We start from the raw sequence: 15,817 nt of genomic DNA on the forward strand, positions 1-15,817 counted from the left end.
ATGAAACTCTACAATCTTAAGGATCACAACGAGCAGGTCAGCTTCGCCCAGGCGGTGAAACAGGGTCTGGGATCGCAGCAGGGTCTGTTCTTTCCGCTGGAACTGCCGGAGTTTGAACTGACAGACATCGACGCGATGCTGGAGATGGATTTTGTCAGCCGCAGCAGCAAAATTCTGTCGGCTTATATTGGTGATGAGATCCCGGCCGAACAGCTGCATGAGCGTGTTAAAGCCGCGTTTGCGTTTCCGGCACCGGTCAAAGCGGTCAGTGAAGATGTGGCCTGTCTGGAGCTGTTCCACGGTCCGACGCTGGCGTTTAAAGATTTCGGCGGCCGTTTTATGGCGCAGATGCTCTCCTATGTTTCCGGTTCAGACGAGCAGATCACGATTCTGACCGCGACCTCCGGTGATACCGGTGCGGCCGTGGCCCACGCCTTCTACGGCATGGAGAATGTGCGTGTAGTGATCCTCTATCCACAGGGCAAGATCAGCCCGCTGCAGGAGAAACTCTTCTGTACGCTGGGCGGCAACATCGAAACTATCGCCATCGACGGCGATTTCGATGCCTGTCAGGCGCTGGTCAAGCAGGCGTTCGATGATGAAGCGCTGAAAAAGACGATTGGCCTGAACTCAGCTAACTCCATCAACATCAGCCGCCTGCTGGCGCAGATCTGCTACTACTTTGAAGCGGTGGCGCAGCTGCCGCAGGAAAAACGCAATCAGCTGGTGGTTTCCGTACCAAGCGGCAACTTCGGGGATTTAACGGCGGGTCTGCTGGCGAAATCACTGGGGCTGCCGATCAAGCGCTTTATCGCCGCCACTAACGCCAATGACACGGTGCCGCGCTTCCTCGGAAACGGCGAGTGGCAGCCTAACCAGACGGTCGCGACCCTGTCGAATGCGATGGATGTCAGCCAGCCAAACAACTGGCCGCGTGTGGAAGAGCTGTTCCGCCGTAAAACCTGGCGGCTGACCGACCTGGCCTGCGGTGCGGTCTCTGACGAAACCACCCGTGCCGCCATGCGTGAACTGGCTGAGATTGGCTACATTTCTGAGCCCCACGCCGCCATCGCCTGGCGTCTGCTGCGCGATCAGCTGCAGGAGGGCGAGTATGGCCTGTTCCTCGGCACCGCTCATCCGGCCAAATTCCGTGAAAGCGTGGAAGCGATCCTTGAGCAGACCCTGACGCTGCCGCCGGAGCTGGCGGAGCGTGCGGAACTCCCGCTGCTGTCACACCAGATGCAGGCGGACTTTGCCGCGCTGCGGGCATTTCTGCTGAAATAATCTTTCCCGGCTGCGGGAAAGAGAAGACGCGCGGGGCTACTGCTCCGCGCGCTTGAACACCAGCTCGCTTTCGCTGCTGCTGGCTGCATCAAAACGGTAGCCTTCCAGATCAAACGCCTTAAGCTGCTCCGGCTTTGTCAGGCGCTCCTGAATCACATAGCGACTCATCAGGCCGCGCGCCTTTTTGGCGTAGAAGCTGATGACTTTGTAGCTGCCATTTTTCTCATCCAGGAACACCGGCTTAATCATCTGCGCCTGTAACGCTTTCGGTCTGACCGCCCGGAAATATTCATCCGAGGCGAGGTTGATCAGGACGTTGTCGCCCTGTTCCGTCAGCGCGGCGTTCAGCGTTTCGGTGATGAGGTCACCCCAGAAGGTATAGAGATCTTTACCTGCCGGATTCGCCAGCCGAATGCCCATCTCCAGCCGGTAAGGCTGCATGAGATCGAGTGGACGCAGCACGCCATACAGGCCAGACAGCATGCGCAGGTGCTGCTGGGCAAAATCGAAATCCTGATCGCTGAACGTCTCCGCCTGCAAACCGGTATAAACATCGCCTTTAAACGCCAGAATTGCCTGGCGGGCATTCTGCGGCGAGAAGTCGGGCTGCCAGCTGTTAAACCGCTCGGCATTCAGGTGCGCCAGTTTGTCGCTGATGCCCATTAACGAGGCGATGCTGGCCGGTGACAGGTCACGCGCAATCTCAATCAGCTGTTGTGACTTTTCTAACAGCGCAGGCTGGGTATAGCGGGTTGTCGCCAGCGGGCTGTCATAATCCAGCGTCTTGGCGGGAGAGATCACCATCAACATAGTTGCTTCCTCGTTTAATGCCTGCTTTAACAGGATATTGGCGGCTTATCAGGCTCCGCAGTGTAGCAAAAAAGCCGCAAAGAATGACGAATCACACCTATTTGTTCGCGCTATCGTAAACGGCATTCCCTGACCTTGCGCCACCGTTGGCGCGTGATATTATCGCAACAGCCTTTTTTCACACTGACAGTTAACTAAGAGAAAAGAACATGACGGACAAACTTACCTCCCTGCGTCAGCTCACCACCGTCGTTGCCGACACCGGTGATATCGCAGCCATGAAGCTGTATCAGCCGCAGGATGCCACGACTAACCCTTCTCTGATTCTTAACGCCGCACAAATCCCTGAATACCGTAAACTGATCGATGAAGCGATCGGCTGGGCGCGTGAGCAGAGCAGCGATAAAGATGAGCAGCTGCAGCTGGTTTCTGACAAGCTGGCCGTAAATATTGGTCTGGAAATTCTCAAGCTGATCCCGGGCCGTATTTCGACCGAAGTGGATGCGCGTCTCTCTTACGACACCGAAGGCAGCATCAATAAAGCCCGCAGTCTGATCAAACTCTACAACGATGCCGGTATCAGCAATGACCGCATCCTGATCAAACTGGCCTCAACCTGGCAGGGTATCCGCGCCGCGGAGCAGCTGGAAAAAGAGGGCATCAACTGTAACCTGACGCTGCTGTTCTCCTTCGCTCAGGCGCGTGCCTGTGCCGAAGCGGGCGTCTTCCTGATCTCTCCGTTTGTGGGCCGTATTCTGGACTGGTACAAAGCCAACACCGACAAAAAAGAGTACGCAGCACACGAAGATCCAGGCGTGGTTTCTGTTTCTGAAATCTACAACTACTACAAGCAGCACGGCTATGAAACCGTCGTGATGGGCGCCAGCTTCCGTAATACCGGCGAAATCATCGAGCTGGCTGGCTGTGACCGTCTGACCATTTCGCCTGCGCTGCTGAAAGAGCTGGCCGAGAGCGAAGGAACCCTGGAGCGTAAGCTGAGCTACAGCGGTGAAGTGAAAGCACGCCCGGCCCGCATGACCGAGTCTGAGTTCCTGTGGCAGCACAACCAGGATCCGATGGCGGTGGCGAAGCTGGCAGAAGGCATCCGCAACTTTGCCGTTGATCAGGGCAAACTTGAGAAGATGCTGGCAGAACTGCTGTAATCCTCCGATCGTGACGGCGCAGGCCGTCACGGTTTTCCCTTTTCCGACCCTTTCACTTTGTATTATCCTTTCGGCTATTCCCCTTTTACTCCACCGCACCGCGGTCATTCACAGCGAAGCTAACCATGAATACATTACGCATTGGCCTGATCTCGGTTTCCGATCGCGCCGCGAACGGCATCTATCAGGATCAGGGGATTCCCGCGCTGGAGAGCTGGCTCAGCACGGCCCTCAGCAGCCCGTTCGAAATGGAGTCCCGACTGGTGCCGGACGAGCAGCCGATGATTGAGCAGGCGATTTGCGAGCTGGTCGATGAACGCTTTTGCCATCTGGTGCTGACCACGGGCGGCACCGGCCCGGCCCGGCGCGACGTCACTCCCGACGCCACCTTAGCCGTCGCCGATCGGGAGATGCCCGGATTCGGTGAGCAGATGCGTCAGATTAGCCTGCAGTTTGTGCCGACCGCGATTCTGTCGCGTCAGGTTGGCGTGATCCGTAAGCAGTCACTGATCCTCAATCTGCCTGGTCAGCCAAAGTCGATCCGGGAGACACTGGAGGGGCTGAAAGATGAGCAGGGCAACGTCAAAGTCCACGGTATTTTTGCCTCTGTACCTTATTGTTTACAGCTGCTGGAAGGGCCGTATGTCGAAACCCATCGCGACGTGGTAGCAGCATTTCGGCCTAAAAGCGCGATACGTGAGATAAATAACTGAATATTGTCCATTTCAGGCATAAGCTATAGCCCGGCTGGTGTGGCAAAAGATTGACGGTATAGTAATTAGATCTTTACAACCCGATCTTTTGCCCCTGGACTAATATGAACCTGACCTCTACGCAGCGTCTGACCGGTAAGGATTACAGAACCCTGGCGCTGGCCGCACTGGGCGGCGCGCTGGAATTTTACGACTTCATCATTTTTGTCTTCTTCGCCACCGTCATTGGCGAACTCTTTTTCCCCGCCGATATTCCCGAGTGGCTGCGCCAGCTGCAGACCTTTGCCATTTTTGCCGCCGGCTATCTGGCACGTCCGCTGGGCGGCATCGTGATGGCCCACTTTGGCGATAAAGTGGGGCGTAAGAAGATGTTCAGCCTGAGCATTATGCTGATGGCGCTGCCGACATTGATGATGGGCGCGCTTCCCACCTGGCAGACTATCGGCGTTGCCGCACCGTTACTGATGCTGCTGATGCGGATGCTGCAGGGGGCGGCGATTGGTGGCGAGGTGCCGGGAGCCTGGGTGTTTGTCGCTGAGCATGTGCCCTATAAACGCATCGGTATCGCCTGCGGCACACTGACGGCCGGGCTGACCATCGGGATTTTACTGGGGTCGCTGGTGGCAACGCTGATCAATACCTCACTCTCACCCCAGGCGATTCATGATGGCGGCTGGCGCATCCCGTTCTTCCTCGGCGGCCTGTTCGGGCTGGGCGCGATGGTGCTGCGCCGCTGGCTGCATGAGACGCCGGTGTTTGTGGAGATGCAGCAGCGTAAAGCGCTCTCCAGTAAGCTGCCGCTGAAAACAGTGCTGGCTGAACATAAAAAATCGGTCGTCATTTCCATGCTGCTGACTTGGCTGCTCTCCGCCTGCATTGTGGTGGTGATCCTGATGTCCCCGGTCTGGCTGCAAAAACAGCTGGGCATTGCGCCTGCGCTGACGCTGCAGGCCAACAGCCTGGCCACCGTCATGCTCTGCTTCGGCTGTATTATTGCCGGCCTGGCGGCCGATCGCTTCGGTGCCAGCCGCACGCTGTGTGTCGGCAGCCTGCTGCTGGCGATCTGCTGCTGGCAGTTTTATCATCTGACTGCACTCTATCCGCAGCAGCTCTTCCTGCTGTATGGACTGGCCGGCCTCAGCGTTGGCACCGTGGGCGCCGTGCCGTTCGTGATGGTGCGTGCCTTTCCGGCGGAAGTCCGTTTTACCGGTATCTCCTTCTCCTACAATCTCGCCTATGCGATTTTCGGCGGCCTGACACCGATTTTTGTGTCGCTGCTGATGAATGTGTCGGTGATGGCCCCATGCTGGTATGTGATGGCACTGGCGCTGGTGGGACTGGTGACGGGGATCTGGCTGCGGCGCGATATCAGCCACGAGCCAGAACTGCATCAGGGGGTTAATTCGCTGTAGTGAGAGGACGCGGAGCCTGACTCCGCGTCTTATTATGATTGATGCGGCTTCTCGCCAATCGGCAGAACGGTACGGCCAAAGGTTTCGTTCAGCACTTCCCCCATGGCCAGATAGCAGGCGCTGGCGCCGCAGAGAAGGCCAACCCAGCCTGCCGTGGTGACCAGCGCAGGCAGATGCATCAGATGCGCTACGGCCAGCAGCAGAAACAGCAGCGTGAGCGTGGCGAAAACAAACTGCAGCATCCGCGCACCTTTCAGCGTGCCGACAAACATAAACAGCGTGAAGATGCCCCACAGAAGCAGCCAGGCCCCCAGAAAACGTTCGTCGGGGGCGTTCGCGAGGCCCATTTCCGGCAGCAGAAGAATCGCCACAAAGCTTAACCAGAACATCCCGTAAGAGGTAAAGGCCGTCAGCCCAAAGGTGTTATTCTTTTTAAACTCCAGCAGGCCTGCCAGCACCTGCGCAATCCCACCATAAAAAATCCCCATGGCCAGAATCGCGACGTCCATCGTGAACAGGCCCGCGTTGTGCAGGTTAAGTAAAACCGTTGTCATGCCAAATCCCATTAATCCCAGCGGGGCAGGGTTGGCCAGTGTTGAATTTGCCATAGTTCCTCGGCGGTCAGTAAACGTTGATGATAAAAAGCGCTCCGCTTCACTCCATCGAGCGGAGCGGCGCATCATATTCAGCGTTCTGCCTGGGTTCTTTGATCCCGACCGGGCCAGAGGTGAAAATTTTTTTTGGTTTAACCCTTGATGCGCATCGAAGCGGCCCCATTTACTTCTCATCGAGCGTTGTGAACGTTGGAAAAAAAGCATGTGCTGGCAGGTTGAATGCAAACAACCCGCCCACATAAAAGGTTCACAACCCAAATTGGCAACGAATTTAAGTGGGAGATGTTTAGATGGGTAAGATTATTGGTATTGACCTGGGTACAACCAACTCTTGTGTTGCGATCATGGATGGCACCAAAGCACGCGTGCTGGAAAATGCCGAGGGCGATCGCACCACGCCTTCAATTATTGCGTACACACAGGATGGCGAAATTCTGGTCGGTCAACCGGCTAAACGTCAGGCAGTGACCAACCCGCAGAATACCCTGTTCGCAATTAAGCGTCTGATCGGTCGTCGCTTCCAGGACGAAGAAGTTCAGCGTGATATTAAAATCATGCCGTACAAAATCGCCAGCGCTGACAACGGCGACGCCTGGCTGGAAGTGAAAGGCCAGAAAATGGCACCGCCGCAGATTTCGGCTGAAGTGCTGAAGAAAATGAAAAAGACCGCCGAAGATTACCTCGGTGAGCCAGTGACCGAAGCGGTGATCACCGTTCCGGCATACTTTAACGATGCACAGCGCCAGGCGACCAAAGATGCAGGCCGCATCGCAGGTCTGGAAGTTAAGCGTATCATTAACGAACCAACCGCTGCTGCACTGGCCTATGGCCTGGACAAAGGTCAAGGTAACCGCACCATCGCCGTGTATGACCTGGGTGGCGGTACCTTCGATATCTCCATCATCGAGATCGACGAAGTTGATGGCGAAAAAACCTTTGAAGTTCTGGCAACCAACGGTGATACCCACCTGGGTGGTGAAGACTTCGACAGCCGTCTGATTAACTATCTGGTAGCTGAATTTAAGAAAGATCAGGGCATCGATCTGCACAACGATCCTCTGGCGATGCAGCGTCTGAAAGAAGCCGCAGAGAAAGCGAAAATCGAGCTCTCTTCTGCTCAGCAGACCGACGTTAACCTGCCGTACATCACTGCAGATGCGACCGGTCCTAAGCACCTGAACATCAAAGTGACCCGCTCTAAGCTGGAGTCACTGGTTGAAGATCTGGTTGCACGCTCAATCGCGCCACTGAAAGTTGCGCTGCAGGATGCTGGCCTGTCGGTTTCTGACATCAACGACGTTATCCTGGTCGGTGGTCAGACCCGTATGCCACTGGTTCAGGCGAAAGTCACCGAGTTCTTTGGTAAAGAGCCACGTAAAGATGTGAACCCGGACGAAGCCGTTGCTGTCGGTGCTGCGGTTCAGGGTGGTGTACTGGGTGGCGACGTGAAAGACGTGCTGCTGCTGGACGTAACCCCGCTGTCACTGGGTATCGAAACCATGGGTGGCGTGATGACGTCGCTGATCAGCAAAAACACCACCATCCCGACCAAGCACAGCCAGGTCTTCTCGACTGCTGAAGATAACCAGTCAGCCGTGACCATTCACGTGCTGCAGGGTGAGCGTAAGCGCGCCAATGACAACAAGTCACTGGGCCAGTTCAACCTTGACGGTATCCAGGCTGCGCCTCGCGGTATGCCGCAGATCGAAGTCACCTTCGACATCGATGCGGATGGTATCCTGCACGTGTCGGCGAAAGATAAGAACAGCGGTAAAGAGCAGAAAATCACCATCAAAGCCTCTTCCGGTCTGAACGACGAAGAGATCGAAAAAATGGTGCGTGATGCGGAAGCGAACGCAGAAGCTGACCGTAAGTTCGAAGAGCTGGTACAGACGCGCAACCAGGGCGATCAGATTGCCCACAGCACGCGTAAGCAGCTGGAAGAAGCCGGCGACAAACTGTCAGCAGACGACAAAGCGCCAATCGAAGCCGCACTGGCCGCGCTGGAAACTGCGCTGAAAGGCGAAGACAAAGCGGAAATCGACGCCAAAATGCAGGCGCTGATGGAAGTGTCCGGCAAACTGATGGAAGCCGCACAGCAGTCTCAGGCAGGTGCAGCCGATGCCGGTGATGCGTCAGCGAAGAAAGATGACGACGTTGTCGATGCTGAATTCGAAGAAGTAAAAGACAACAAGAAATAATTGCCCCTGACCGGGCGCGACGGCTGGCCTGACAGCCGTTGAAACCAGCACGGGCGTCGGAGATCTCTCCACGCCCGTGCGATCATGTTAAGGGCTAAATAAACATGGCGAAGAGTGATTACTACGAGATTTTAGGCGTCGCCAAATCCGCGGACGAGCGTGAAATCAAAAAGGCGTACAAACGCCTGGCAATGAAATTTCACCCGGATCGTAATCCCGGAGATAAAGAAGCCGAAGCCAAATTCAAAGAGGCTAAAGAAGCGTACGAAATCCTGACCGATGCGCAGAAGCGTGCGGCCTACGATCAATATGGTCATGCAGCCTTTGAACAGGGCGGCATGGGTGGCGGTGGATTCGGCGGCGGCGGCTTTGGCGGCGGCGGTGCAGACTTCAGCGATATCTTTGGCGACGTATTCGGTGACATCTTTGGTGGTGGACGCCGTCAGCGCGCATCCCGCGGCGCCGATTTACGCTACAACATGGAGCTGACGCTGGAAGAAGCGGTACGCGGCGTGACCAAAGAGATCCGCATTCCAACGCTGGAAGAGTGTGATGTCTGCCACGGCAGCGGCGCGAAACCAGGCACGCAGCCACAAACCTGTTCGACCTGTCACGGTGCAGGCCAGGTGCAGATGCGCCAGGGCTTCTTCACCGTTCAGCAGGCCTGTCCGACCTGTCACGGTCGCGGCTCGGTGATCAAAGATCCGTGCAACGCCTGTCACGGTCACGGTCGCGTTGAGAAGTCGAAAACGCTGTCAGTGAAAATCCCGGCCGGGGTTGACACCGGCGATCGTATCCGTCTGAGCGGAGAAGGCGAAGCGGGCGAGCAGGGCGCGCCAGCGGGCGATCTCTACGTTCAGGTCTCGGTGAAGAAACACCCGATTTTCGAACGTGAAGAGAACAACCTCTACTGCGAAGTGCCGATCAACTTTGCGATGGCGGCGCTGGGCGGCGAGATTGAAGTGCCGACGCTGGATGGACGCGTGAAGCTGAAAGTGCCGTCTGAGACTCAGACCGGCAAGCTGTTCCGCATGCGCGGACGCGGCGTGAAATCTGTCCGCGGTGGTGCGGTTGGTGACCTGTTGTGTCGTGTCGTGGTGGAAACACCGGTCAGCCTGAACGAGAAACAGAAGTCGCTGCTGCGTGAACTGGAAGAGAGTTTTGGCGGTCCGAGCGGCGAGCACAATAGCCCGCGCTCCAAGAGCTTTTTCGACGGTGTGAAAAAATTCTTTGACGACCTGACCCGATAAATCGGGAAAGATAAAACGGAGCCCTGGGCTCCGTTTTTTTTGGCCTCTGATCAGGGATGCTGCACACCGACTGCCCCGCAGCGTAGACGGGCCTGCGGATGATCCGGTCAATGCGAGCGACAACGCCGGGCACAAGCTGCTGTTAACGGGCGATATGAGTCGTTACACTTATTCACTTTCACTCGCCGATCAGGAAGATAAACGTTGAATAAGCCTCGGAAACTCAGAAACCTCCTCAGGAGCTTCATTGAAAGTGATGCCAGTAACGGCATGATATTAATCCTGGCGGCCGTGGCGGCCATGATCCTCGCCAATACCGCTGCGACGGCCGAAGGCTATCAGGCGTTACTGAATGAGCCTGTCCAGATCCGCTTTGGTGCGCTGGATATCAGCAAAAATCTGCTGTTATGGATAAACGATGCGCTGATGGCGCTGTTTTTCCTGCTGATTGGGCTGGAAGTGAAGCGTGAGCTGAGGGTCGGTGAACTCGCAAGCCGGGAGAAGGCAATTTTTCCGGTTATCGCAGCCCTGGGAGGCATGGCGCTGCCCGCCCTGATCTTTCTGGCTTTCAACCACGGTGATGAGATTGCCCGCAACGGCTGGGCGATTCCCACGGCAACGGATATCGCGTTTGCACTGGGGGTGCTGGCCCTGCTCGGCAGCCGGGTTCCCGCTGCGCTGAAAGTTTTTCTGATGGCGCTGGCGATTATCGATGACCTGGGGGCGATTGTGATTATCGCCCTGTTCTATACCAGCGGCCTGTCTATGCTCTCTCTGGGCGTGGCGGCAGCGGCGATTGTGGTGCTGGCCCTGCTGAATTACTTCAACGTCCGCAAAATCTCGATCTACATTCTGGTGGGCATTGTGCTCTGGACCGCCGTCCTTAAGTCGGGTGTTCATGCAACGCTGGCAGGCGTTATCGTGGGCTTCTTTGTGCCGCTGGAGAAGAGAGAGGGGCACTCGCCAGCAGAGCATCTGGCGCACGGCCTGATGCCGTGGGTGAACTGGCTGATTCTGCCGCTGTTTGCCTTTGCCAATGCCGGTATTTCTCTCGCCGGTATTACGCTGGGCGATATCCTGTCACCGGAACCGGCAGGCATCATCTTTGGCCTGTTAATCGGCAAACCCCTGGGCATTACGCTCTCCTGCTGGCTGGCCGTCAGATTGCGGCTGGCGGTATTGCCTGGCGGCACCACCATCCGCGATATCATGGCGATCGGCGTGCTGTGCGGTATCGGCTTCACGATGTCGATATTTATCAGTTCACTGGCCTTTGATGCCGCCCATGAGCTGCTGGTGACGTTCTCTAAGCTGGGGATTCTGACCGGTTCTCTGCTCTCCGCCGTATTGGGATATAGCCTGTTACGGGTCAGGCTGCGTTAAGAGAGAGGAGGCGAAAGCCTCCTTTTTTCGCCCTGCATCACCCTCACGAGGAGTGGCGGTGCGGCAAATGACAGGCGAAAAAAAACCGGCGTAAGCGCCGGTTCTTTCAACAAAGCGATAAACAACAGGCGATTAAGCCAGTTTGTTGATCTGTGCAGTCAGGTTTGCTTTATAACGTGCAGCTTTGTTTTTGTGGATCAGACCTTTAGCAGCCTGACGGTCCACGATTGGTTGCATTTCATTGAATGCGTTCTGCGCAGCAGCTTTGTCGCCTGAAGCGATCGCCGCGTATACTTTCTTAACGAAGGTACGCATCATAGAGCGGCGGCTAGCGTTATGCTTACGGCGTTTCTCAGATGTTACGGCGCGTTTCTTAGCTGATTTGATATTAGCCAAGGTCCAACTCCCAAATGTGTTCTATAGAGACAAATCAAAGGCCGAGGACTATGCCCTTCCAACCTGATTTTGTCAATGGATTTGTGCAAATAAGCGTCGCTCTATGAGCAGCACTCGGTTACGTATTTGATGGCGCAAGATTCTACCAGCTTCGCCTTCCTGAATACAGTATTTCGCGACAAAATTCTCAACACGTGCTTCTGTAACAGGAAATGCAGCGCCTTAAGCATGAAAGGCGTGCTGACGGGTTAACCTGAACCGGTTTCAAGGGTATAATCCGCCGATTTCCACCGGTTTGGGTCAGCCATGAAGTTTATCCGCGGTATTCATAATCTTAACGAGCAGCATCGCGGCTGCGTTCTGACCATTGGTAATTTCGATGGCGTACACCGCGGGCACCAGGCACTGATGGCCCGGCTGTGTGAAGAGGGACGCAAACGTAATCTGCCGGTGGTGGTCATGGTCTTTGAACCACAGCCGCTGGAGCTGTTTGCTGGCGATAAAGCCCCGGCTCGCCTGACGCGCCTGCGTGAAAAACTGCGCTACCTGGCTGAAGCCGGCGTCGATAAGGTGCTCTGCGTGCGGTTTGACCGTCGCTTTGCGGCGTTATCCGCCCAGCGTTTTATCAGCGACCTGCTGGTTGAAAAGCTTGACGTCAGATACCTTGCGGTGGGCGATGATTTCCGCTTTGGCGCCGGTCGCCAGGGGGATTTCCGGTTATTGCAGAAAGCCGGTGTGGAGTATGGCTTCGAGGTTATCAGCACCGAAACCTTCTGTGAGGGCGGAAAGCGCATCAGCAGCACCGCCGTGCGCCAGGCGCTGGCCGCCGATGATTTAGCGCTGGCGCAGTCGTTGTTAGGCCATCCTTTCACGATTTCCGGCCGCGTCGTGCACGGTGATGCACTGGGACGCACGCTGGGCTTCCCAACCGCCAACCTGCCTTTACGCCGCAGCGTGTCGCCGGTGAAAGGGGTCTATGCGGTGGAAGTGGAAGGGCTAACGCCGGAGCCGCTGCCGGGCGTGGCGAACATCGGCACCCGTCCGACGGTAAAAGGTTTACGCCAGCAGCTTGAAGTTCACCTGCTCGACATCAATATCAATCTTTATGGTCGTTACATTGATGTGGTGCTGAAACAGAAAATACGAAACGAGCAGCGCTTTGCCTCACTGGAGGCGTTGAAAGAACAAATTGCGAATGATGTGGTAACGGCCCGGCAGTTCTTTGGGCTGCTTTAACCTGAGCGAAAAACGGAATCGAGAATCTGATGAGTGACTATAAATCTACCCTGAATTTGCCGGAAACGGGATTCCCGATGCGTGGCGATCTGGCCAAACGCGAACCGGGAATGTTGCAACGCTGGTATGCCGACAACCTGTATGGCGTTATCCGCGAAGCCAAAAAGGGGAAAAAAACCTTTATCCTGCATGATGGCCCTCCTTATGCGAACGGCAGCATTCATATCGGTCACTCAGTTAACAAGATTCTGAAAGACATTATCGTTAAGTCGAAAGGCATGGCGGGTTATGACGCGCCCTATGTGCCGGGCTGGGACTGTCACGGTCTGCCTATCGAGCATAAAGTTGAGCAGATGATCGGCAAGCCGGGCGAGAAAGTCACGGCGGCAGAATTCCGCGAAGCGTGCCGCAAATATGCGGCAGAACAGGTTGAAGGCCAGAAAGCGGACTTTATCCGTCTGGGCGTACTGGGCGACTGGGATCGTCCTTACCTGACCATGGACTTCAACACGGAAGCCAACATCATCCGTGCGCTGGGTAAAATCATCGGCAACGGTCACCTGCACAAGGGCGCGAAGCCGGTGCACTGGTGCCTGGATTGCCGTTCTGCCCTGGCCGAAGCGGAAGTGGAATATTACGACAAGACCTCACCGTCGATTGATGTGATGTTCAACGCCGTCGATGCCGACGCTGTGCGTCAGGCGTTCGGCGTCACCACGGTCAACGGCCCGATTTCACTGGTTATCTGGACCACCACTCCGTGGACGCTGCCCGCTAACCGCGCCATCTCTCTGCACCCGGAATTTGACTATCAGCTGATCCAGATCGAGGGCCGTGCCCTGATCCTGGCAAAAGAGCTGGTGGAAAGCGTGATGAAGCGTGCCGGTGTCAGCGAATGGCAGGTGCTGGGCGAATGCAAAGGTGCCGCGCTGGAGCTGCAGCTGTTCCAGCATCCGTTCCTTGAGCAGATTCAGTCGAAAGTGGTGCTGGGCGAACACGTCACGCTGGACGCCGGTACCGGTGCGGTCCATACGGCACCCGGCCATGGCCCGGATGACTATGTGATCGGCCAGAAGTATGGCATCGAAACCGCTAACCCGGTCGGGCCAGATGGCGCGTATCTGCCAGGTACTTACCCGACGCTGGATGGGGTTAACGTCTTTAAAGCCAACGATATGATCGTTGAGCTGCTGAAAGAGAAGCAGGCGCTGCTGCACGTTGAAAAACTGCTGCACAGCTACCCGCACTGCTGGCGTCACAAAACGCCTATCATCTTCCGTGCCACGCCACAGTGGTTCATCAGCATGGATCAGAAAGGCCTGCGTGCGCAGTCGCTGAAAGAGATCAAAGGCGTGCAGTGGATCCCGGATTGGGGTCAGGCGCGTATTGAATCGATGGTGGCGAACCGTCCGGACTGGTGTATCTCTCGTCAGCGTACCTGGGGCGTGCCGATGGCGCTGTTCGTTCATAAAGAGAGCGAAGAGCTGCACCCGGATACCCTGGCACTGATGGAGAAAGTGGCACAGCGTGTTGAGCAGGATGGCATTCAGGCCTGGTGGGATCTCGATCCGCGCGAGCTGATGGGCGATGACGCCGATCATTACGTCAAGGTTCCGGATACCCTGGATGTCTGGTTCGACTCCGGGTCAACCAGCTATTCCGTCGTGGATGCCCGTCCGGAATTCGAAGGACAGGCGCCGGACCTCTATCTGGAAGGGTCCGATCAGCATCGCGGCTGGTTTATGTCCTCGCTGATGATCGGCACCGCGATGAAAGGCAAAGCGCCTTATCGTCAGGTACTGACACACGGTTTCACCGTGGATGGTCAGGGCCGCAAAATGTCGAAATCGATCGGCAACACCGTGTCGCCGCAGGATGTGATGAACAAGCTGGGTGCTGACATTCTGCGCCTGTGGGTAGCATCAACCGACTATTCGGGTGAAATGGCGGTCTCCGATGAGATCCTGAAGCGTTCCGCCGATGCCTATCGCCGTATCCGTAACACCGCCCGCTTCCTGCTGGCGAACCTTAACGGCTTCAATCCGGCCACCGACCTGGTGAAACCGGAAGAGATGGTCGTGGTGGATCGCTGGGCCGTGGGACGTGCGCAGGCGGCGCAGGCCGATATCGTCGCCTCTTATGAGAACTACGATTTCCATGAAGTGATCCAGCGCCTGATGCAGTTCTGTTCTGTTGAGATGGGCAGCTTCTATCTCGACATCATCAAAGATCGCCAGTACACCGCGAAGGGCGACAGCCTGGCGCGTCGTAGCTGTCAGACCGCGCTGTGGCACATCGTTGAAGCACTGGTACGCTGGATGGCGCCGATCATGTCCTTTACCGCGGATGAGATCTGGGGCTATCTGCCTGGCGAACGCGCGCAGTATGTCTTCACCGAAGAGTGGTATCAGGATTTGTTTGGCCTGGCGGAAGATGAAGCCCTGAACGATGCCTACTGGGCTGAGCTGCTGAAAGTGCGTGGCGAAGTCAACAAGGTCATCGAGCAGGCGCGTGCCGACAAACGTATCGGTGGTGCACTGGAAGCCACCGTGACGCTCTACGCCGATGCGGAGCTGGCCGCTAAGCTGCAGGCGCTGGGCAACGAGCTGCGCTTTGTGCTGCTGACCTCGGGTGCCCAGGTAGCCGATTACGCGCTGGCAAACGATGAAGCGCAGCAGAGCGAACTGCTGAAAGGTCTGAAAATTGCGCTGCACAAGGCGGAAGGCGAGAAATGTCAGCGCTGCTGGCATTACACTACCGACGTCGGCCAGAATCCGGAGCACGCTGCGGTCTGTGGTCGTTGTTACACTAACGTAGCCGGTGACGGTGAACAGCGTGAATTTGCCTGATGCGTAAACCTATTCTCTCAACCGGATTGCGCTGGCTGTGGCTGGTGCTGGTGGTCATCGTTGTCGACTTCGCCAGTAAGCAGTGGGTGATGAACAACATGATGCTGCATGAAACGCAGCCGCTGATGCCTTATCTGAACCTGTTCTATGCGCATAACTATGGCGCGGCGTTCAGTTTCCTGGCGGACAAAGGCGGCTGGCAGCGCTGGTTCTTTGCCGGTATTGCGCTGGCGATTGTGGTTTCACTGGTGCTGATGATGTATCGCAATCAGGCCAGCCAGAAGATTTCAAACATCGCGTATGCCCTGATTATCGGCGGTGCGATAGGCAATTTATTTGATCGCTCCTGGCATGGCTTTGTGGTCGATTTTATCGATTTTTATGTCGGTAACTGGCACTTCGCTACATTTAATATCGCTGACTGCGGCATCTGTATTGGTGCCGCATTGGTGGTGCTGGAGGGCTTTTTCAGCCCGAACGGCAAACAGGCTAAACAGAAAGGGTAA

General features: G+C 56.2%; 13 protein-coding genes. 10 read left to right on the forward strand and 3 right to left on the reverse strand.

Going from position 1 to position 15,817, the window contains the following annotated elements:
- Positions 1-1,284 carry a threonine synthase gene (gene thrC, locus AC1V0D_RS12610; RefSeq protein ID WP_046101186.1) on the forward strand — a complete coding sequence of 428 codons (1,284 nt, stop codon included), beginning with the start codon at positions 1-3 and terminating at the stop codon, positions 1,282-1,284.
- Between the two features lie 36 nt (positions 1,285-1,320).
- Here thrC and yaaA read toward each other — a convergent pair whose 3' ends face one another.
- Entirely contained in the window at positions 1,321-2,094 is a 774-nt protein-coding gene (gene yaaA / locus AC1V0D_RS12615) for a peroxide stress protein YaaA (protein ID WP_482907515.1), read from the reverse strand.
- Between the two features lie 209 nt (positions 2,095-2,303).
- On the opposite strand from yaaA, the gene tal reads away from it, so the two are divergent.
- The 3 genes from tal (at position 2,304) to AC1V0D_RS12630 (ending at position 5,382) form a co-directional block, all read left to right on the forward strand.
- On the forward strand, positions 2,304-3,257 hold the full coding sequence (gene tal / locus AC1V0D_RS12620; protein ID WP_009092233.1) for a transaldolase: 954 nt from the start codon (positions 2,304-2,306) through the stop codon (positions 3,255-3,257).
- Between the two features lie 125 nt (positions 3,258-3,382).
- Complete coding sequence (gene mog / locus AC1V0D_RS12625; RefSeq protein ID WP_140028844.1) at positions 3,383-3,970, forward strand: molybdopterin adenylyltransferase; 588 nt, start codon at positions 3,383-3,385, stop codon at positions 3,968-3,970.
- A gap of 104 nt (positions 3,971-4,074) precedes the next feature.
- Positions 4,075-5,382 (forward strand): MFS transporter, encoded by a 1,308-nt coding sequence (locus AC1V0D_RS12630; protein ID WP_337025438.1) that lies wholly within the window; start codon positions 4,075-4,077, stop codon positions 5,380-5,382.
- A gap of 32 nt (positions 5,383-5,414) precedes the next feature.
- Here the strand turns inward: AC1V0D_RS12630 and satP are convergent, their stop codons facing one another.
- Entirely contained in the window at positions 5,415-5,990 is a 576-nt protein-coding gene (gene satP / locus AC1V0D_RS12635) for an acetate uptake transporter (RefSeq protein WP_009092229.1), read from the reverse strand.
- Positions 5,991-6,286: 296 nt separating this feature from the next.
- On the opposite strand from satP, the gene dnaK reads away from it, so the two are divergent.
- The 3 genes from dnaK (at position 6,287) to nhaA (ending at position 10,830) form a co-directional block, all read left to right on the forward strand.
- Positions 6,287-8,197: a molecular chaperone DnaK gene (gene dnaK, locus AC1V0D_RS12640; RefSeq protein WP_009092227.1), complete on the forward strand. Its 1,911-nt coding sequence runs from the start codon at positions 6,287-6,289 to the stop codon at positions 8,195-8,197.
- Between the two features lie 104 nt (positions 8,198-8,301).
- Positions 8,302-9,447, forward strand: coding sequence for a molecular chaperone DnaJ (gene dnaJ / locus AC1V0D_RS12645; RefSeq protein ID WP_009092225.1), 1,146 nt, complete (start codon positions 8,302-8,304; stop codon positions 9,445-9,447).
- Positions 9,448-9,651: 204 nt separating this feature from the next.
- Positions 9,652-10,830: a Na+/H+ antiporter NhaA gene (gene nhaA / locus AC1V0D_RS12650; RefSeq protein WP_482907516.1), complete on the forward strand. Its 1,179-nt coding sequence runs from the start codon at positions 9,652-9,654 to the stop codon at positions 10,828-10,830.
- Positions 10,831-10,962: 132 nt separating this feature from the next.
- Here nhaA and rpsT read toward each other — a convergent pair whose 3' ends face one another.
- Positions 10,963-11,226 carry a 30S ribosomal protein S20 gene (gene rpsT, locus AC1V0D_RS12655; RefSeq protein WP_006117633.1) on the reverse strand — a complete coding sequence of 88 codons (264 nt, stop codon included), beginning with the start codon at positions 11,224-11,226 and terminating at the stop codon, positions 10,963-10,965.
- A gap of 306 nt (positions 11,227-11,532) precedes the next feature.
- Between rpsT and ribF the strand changes: the two genes are divergently transcribed.
- The 3 genes from ribF to lspA are packed head-to-tail and all read left to right on the forward strand — an operon-like array spanning position 11,533 to position 15,817.
- Positions 11,533-12,462: a bifunctional riboflavin kinase/FAD synthetase gene (gene ribF, locus AC1V0D_RS12660; RefSeq protein ID WP_482907517.1), complete on the forward strand. Its 930-nt coding sequence runs from the start codon at positions 11,533-11,535 to the stop codon at positions 12,460-12,462.
- Positions 12,463-12,491: 29 nt separating this feature from the next.
- The gene (gene ileS / locus AC1V0D_RS12665; RefSeq protein WP_482907518.1) at positions 12,492-15,311 is read left to right on the forward strand and encodes an isoleucine--tRNA ligase; all 2,820 of its coding nucleotides are present in this window, start codon (positions 12,492-12,494) and stop codon (positions 15,309-15,311) included.
- Positions 15,311-15,817, forward strand: coding sequence for a signal peptidase II (gene lspA / locus AC1V0D_RS12670; RefSeq protein WP_009092212.1), 507 nt, complete (start codon positions 15,311-15,313; stop codon positions 15,815-15,817). The genes ileS and lspA overlap by 1 nt, the downstream gene beginning before the upstream one ends.

The organism is Pantoea sp. PA1, from assembly GCF_056856975.1.

Excerpts from the sequence above, each read along its gene's own strand:
- mog (WP_140028844.1), top strand. The coding sequence starts at position 3,383 with ATGAATACATTACGCATTGGCCTGATCTCGGTTTCCGATCGCGCCGCG.
- dnaJ (WP_009092225.1), top strand. The coding sequence starts at position 8,302 with ATGGCGAAGAGTGATTACTACGAGATTTTAGGCGTCGCCAAATCCGCG.
- ribF (WP_482907517.1), top strand. The coding sequence starts at position 11,533 with ATGAAGTTTATCCGCGGTATTCATAATCTTAACGAGCAGCATCGCGGC.
- satP (WP_009092229.1), bottom strand. The coding sequence starts at position 5,990 with ATGGCAAATTCAACACTGGCCAACCCTGCCCCGCTGGGATTAATGGGA.
- AC1V0D_RS12630 (WP_337025438.1), top strand. The coding sequence starts at position 4,075 with ATGAACCTGACCTCTACGCAGCGTCTGACCGGTAAGGATTACAGAACC.
- lspA (WP_009092212.1), top strand. The coding sequence starts at position 15,311 with ATGCGTAAACCTATTCTCTCAACCGGATTGCGCTGGCTGTGGCTGGTG.
- thrC (WP_046101186.1), top strand. The coding sequence starts at position 1 with ATGAAACTCTACAATCTTAAGGATCACAACGAGCAGGTCAGCTTCGCC.
- ileS (WP_482907518.1), top strand. The coding sequence starts at position 12,492 with ATGAGTGACTATAAATCTACCCTGAATTTGCCGGAAACGGGATTCCCG.
- dnaK (WP_009092227.1), top strand. The coding sequence starts at position 6,287 with ATGGGTAAGATTATTGGTATTGACCTGGGTACAACCAACTCTTGTGTT.
- yaaA (WP_482907515.1), bottom strand. The coding sequence starts at position 2,094 with ATGTTGATGGTGATCTCTCCCGCCAAGACGCTGGATTATGACAGCCCG.
- tal (WP_009092233.1), top strand. The coding sequence starts at position 2,304 with ATGACGGACAAACTTACCTCCCTGCGTCAGCTCACCACCGTCGTTGCC.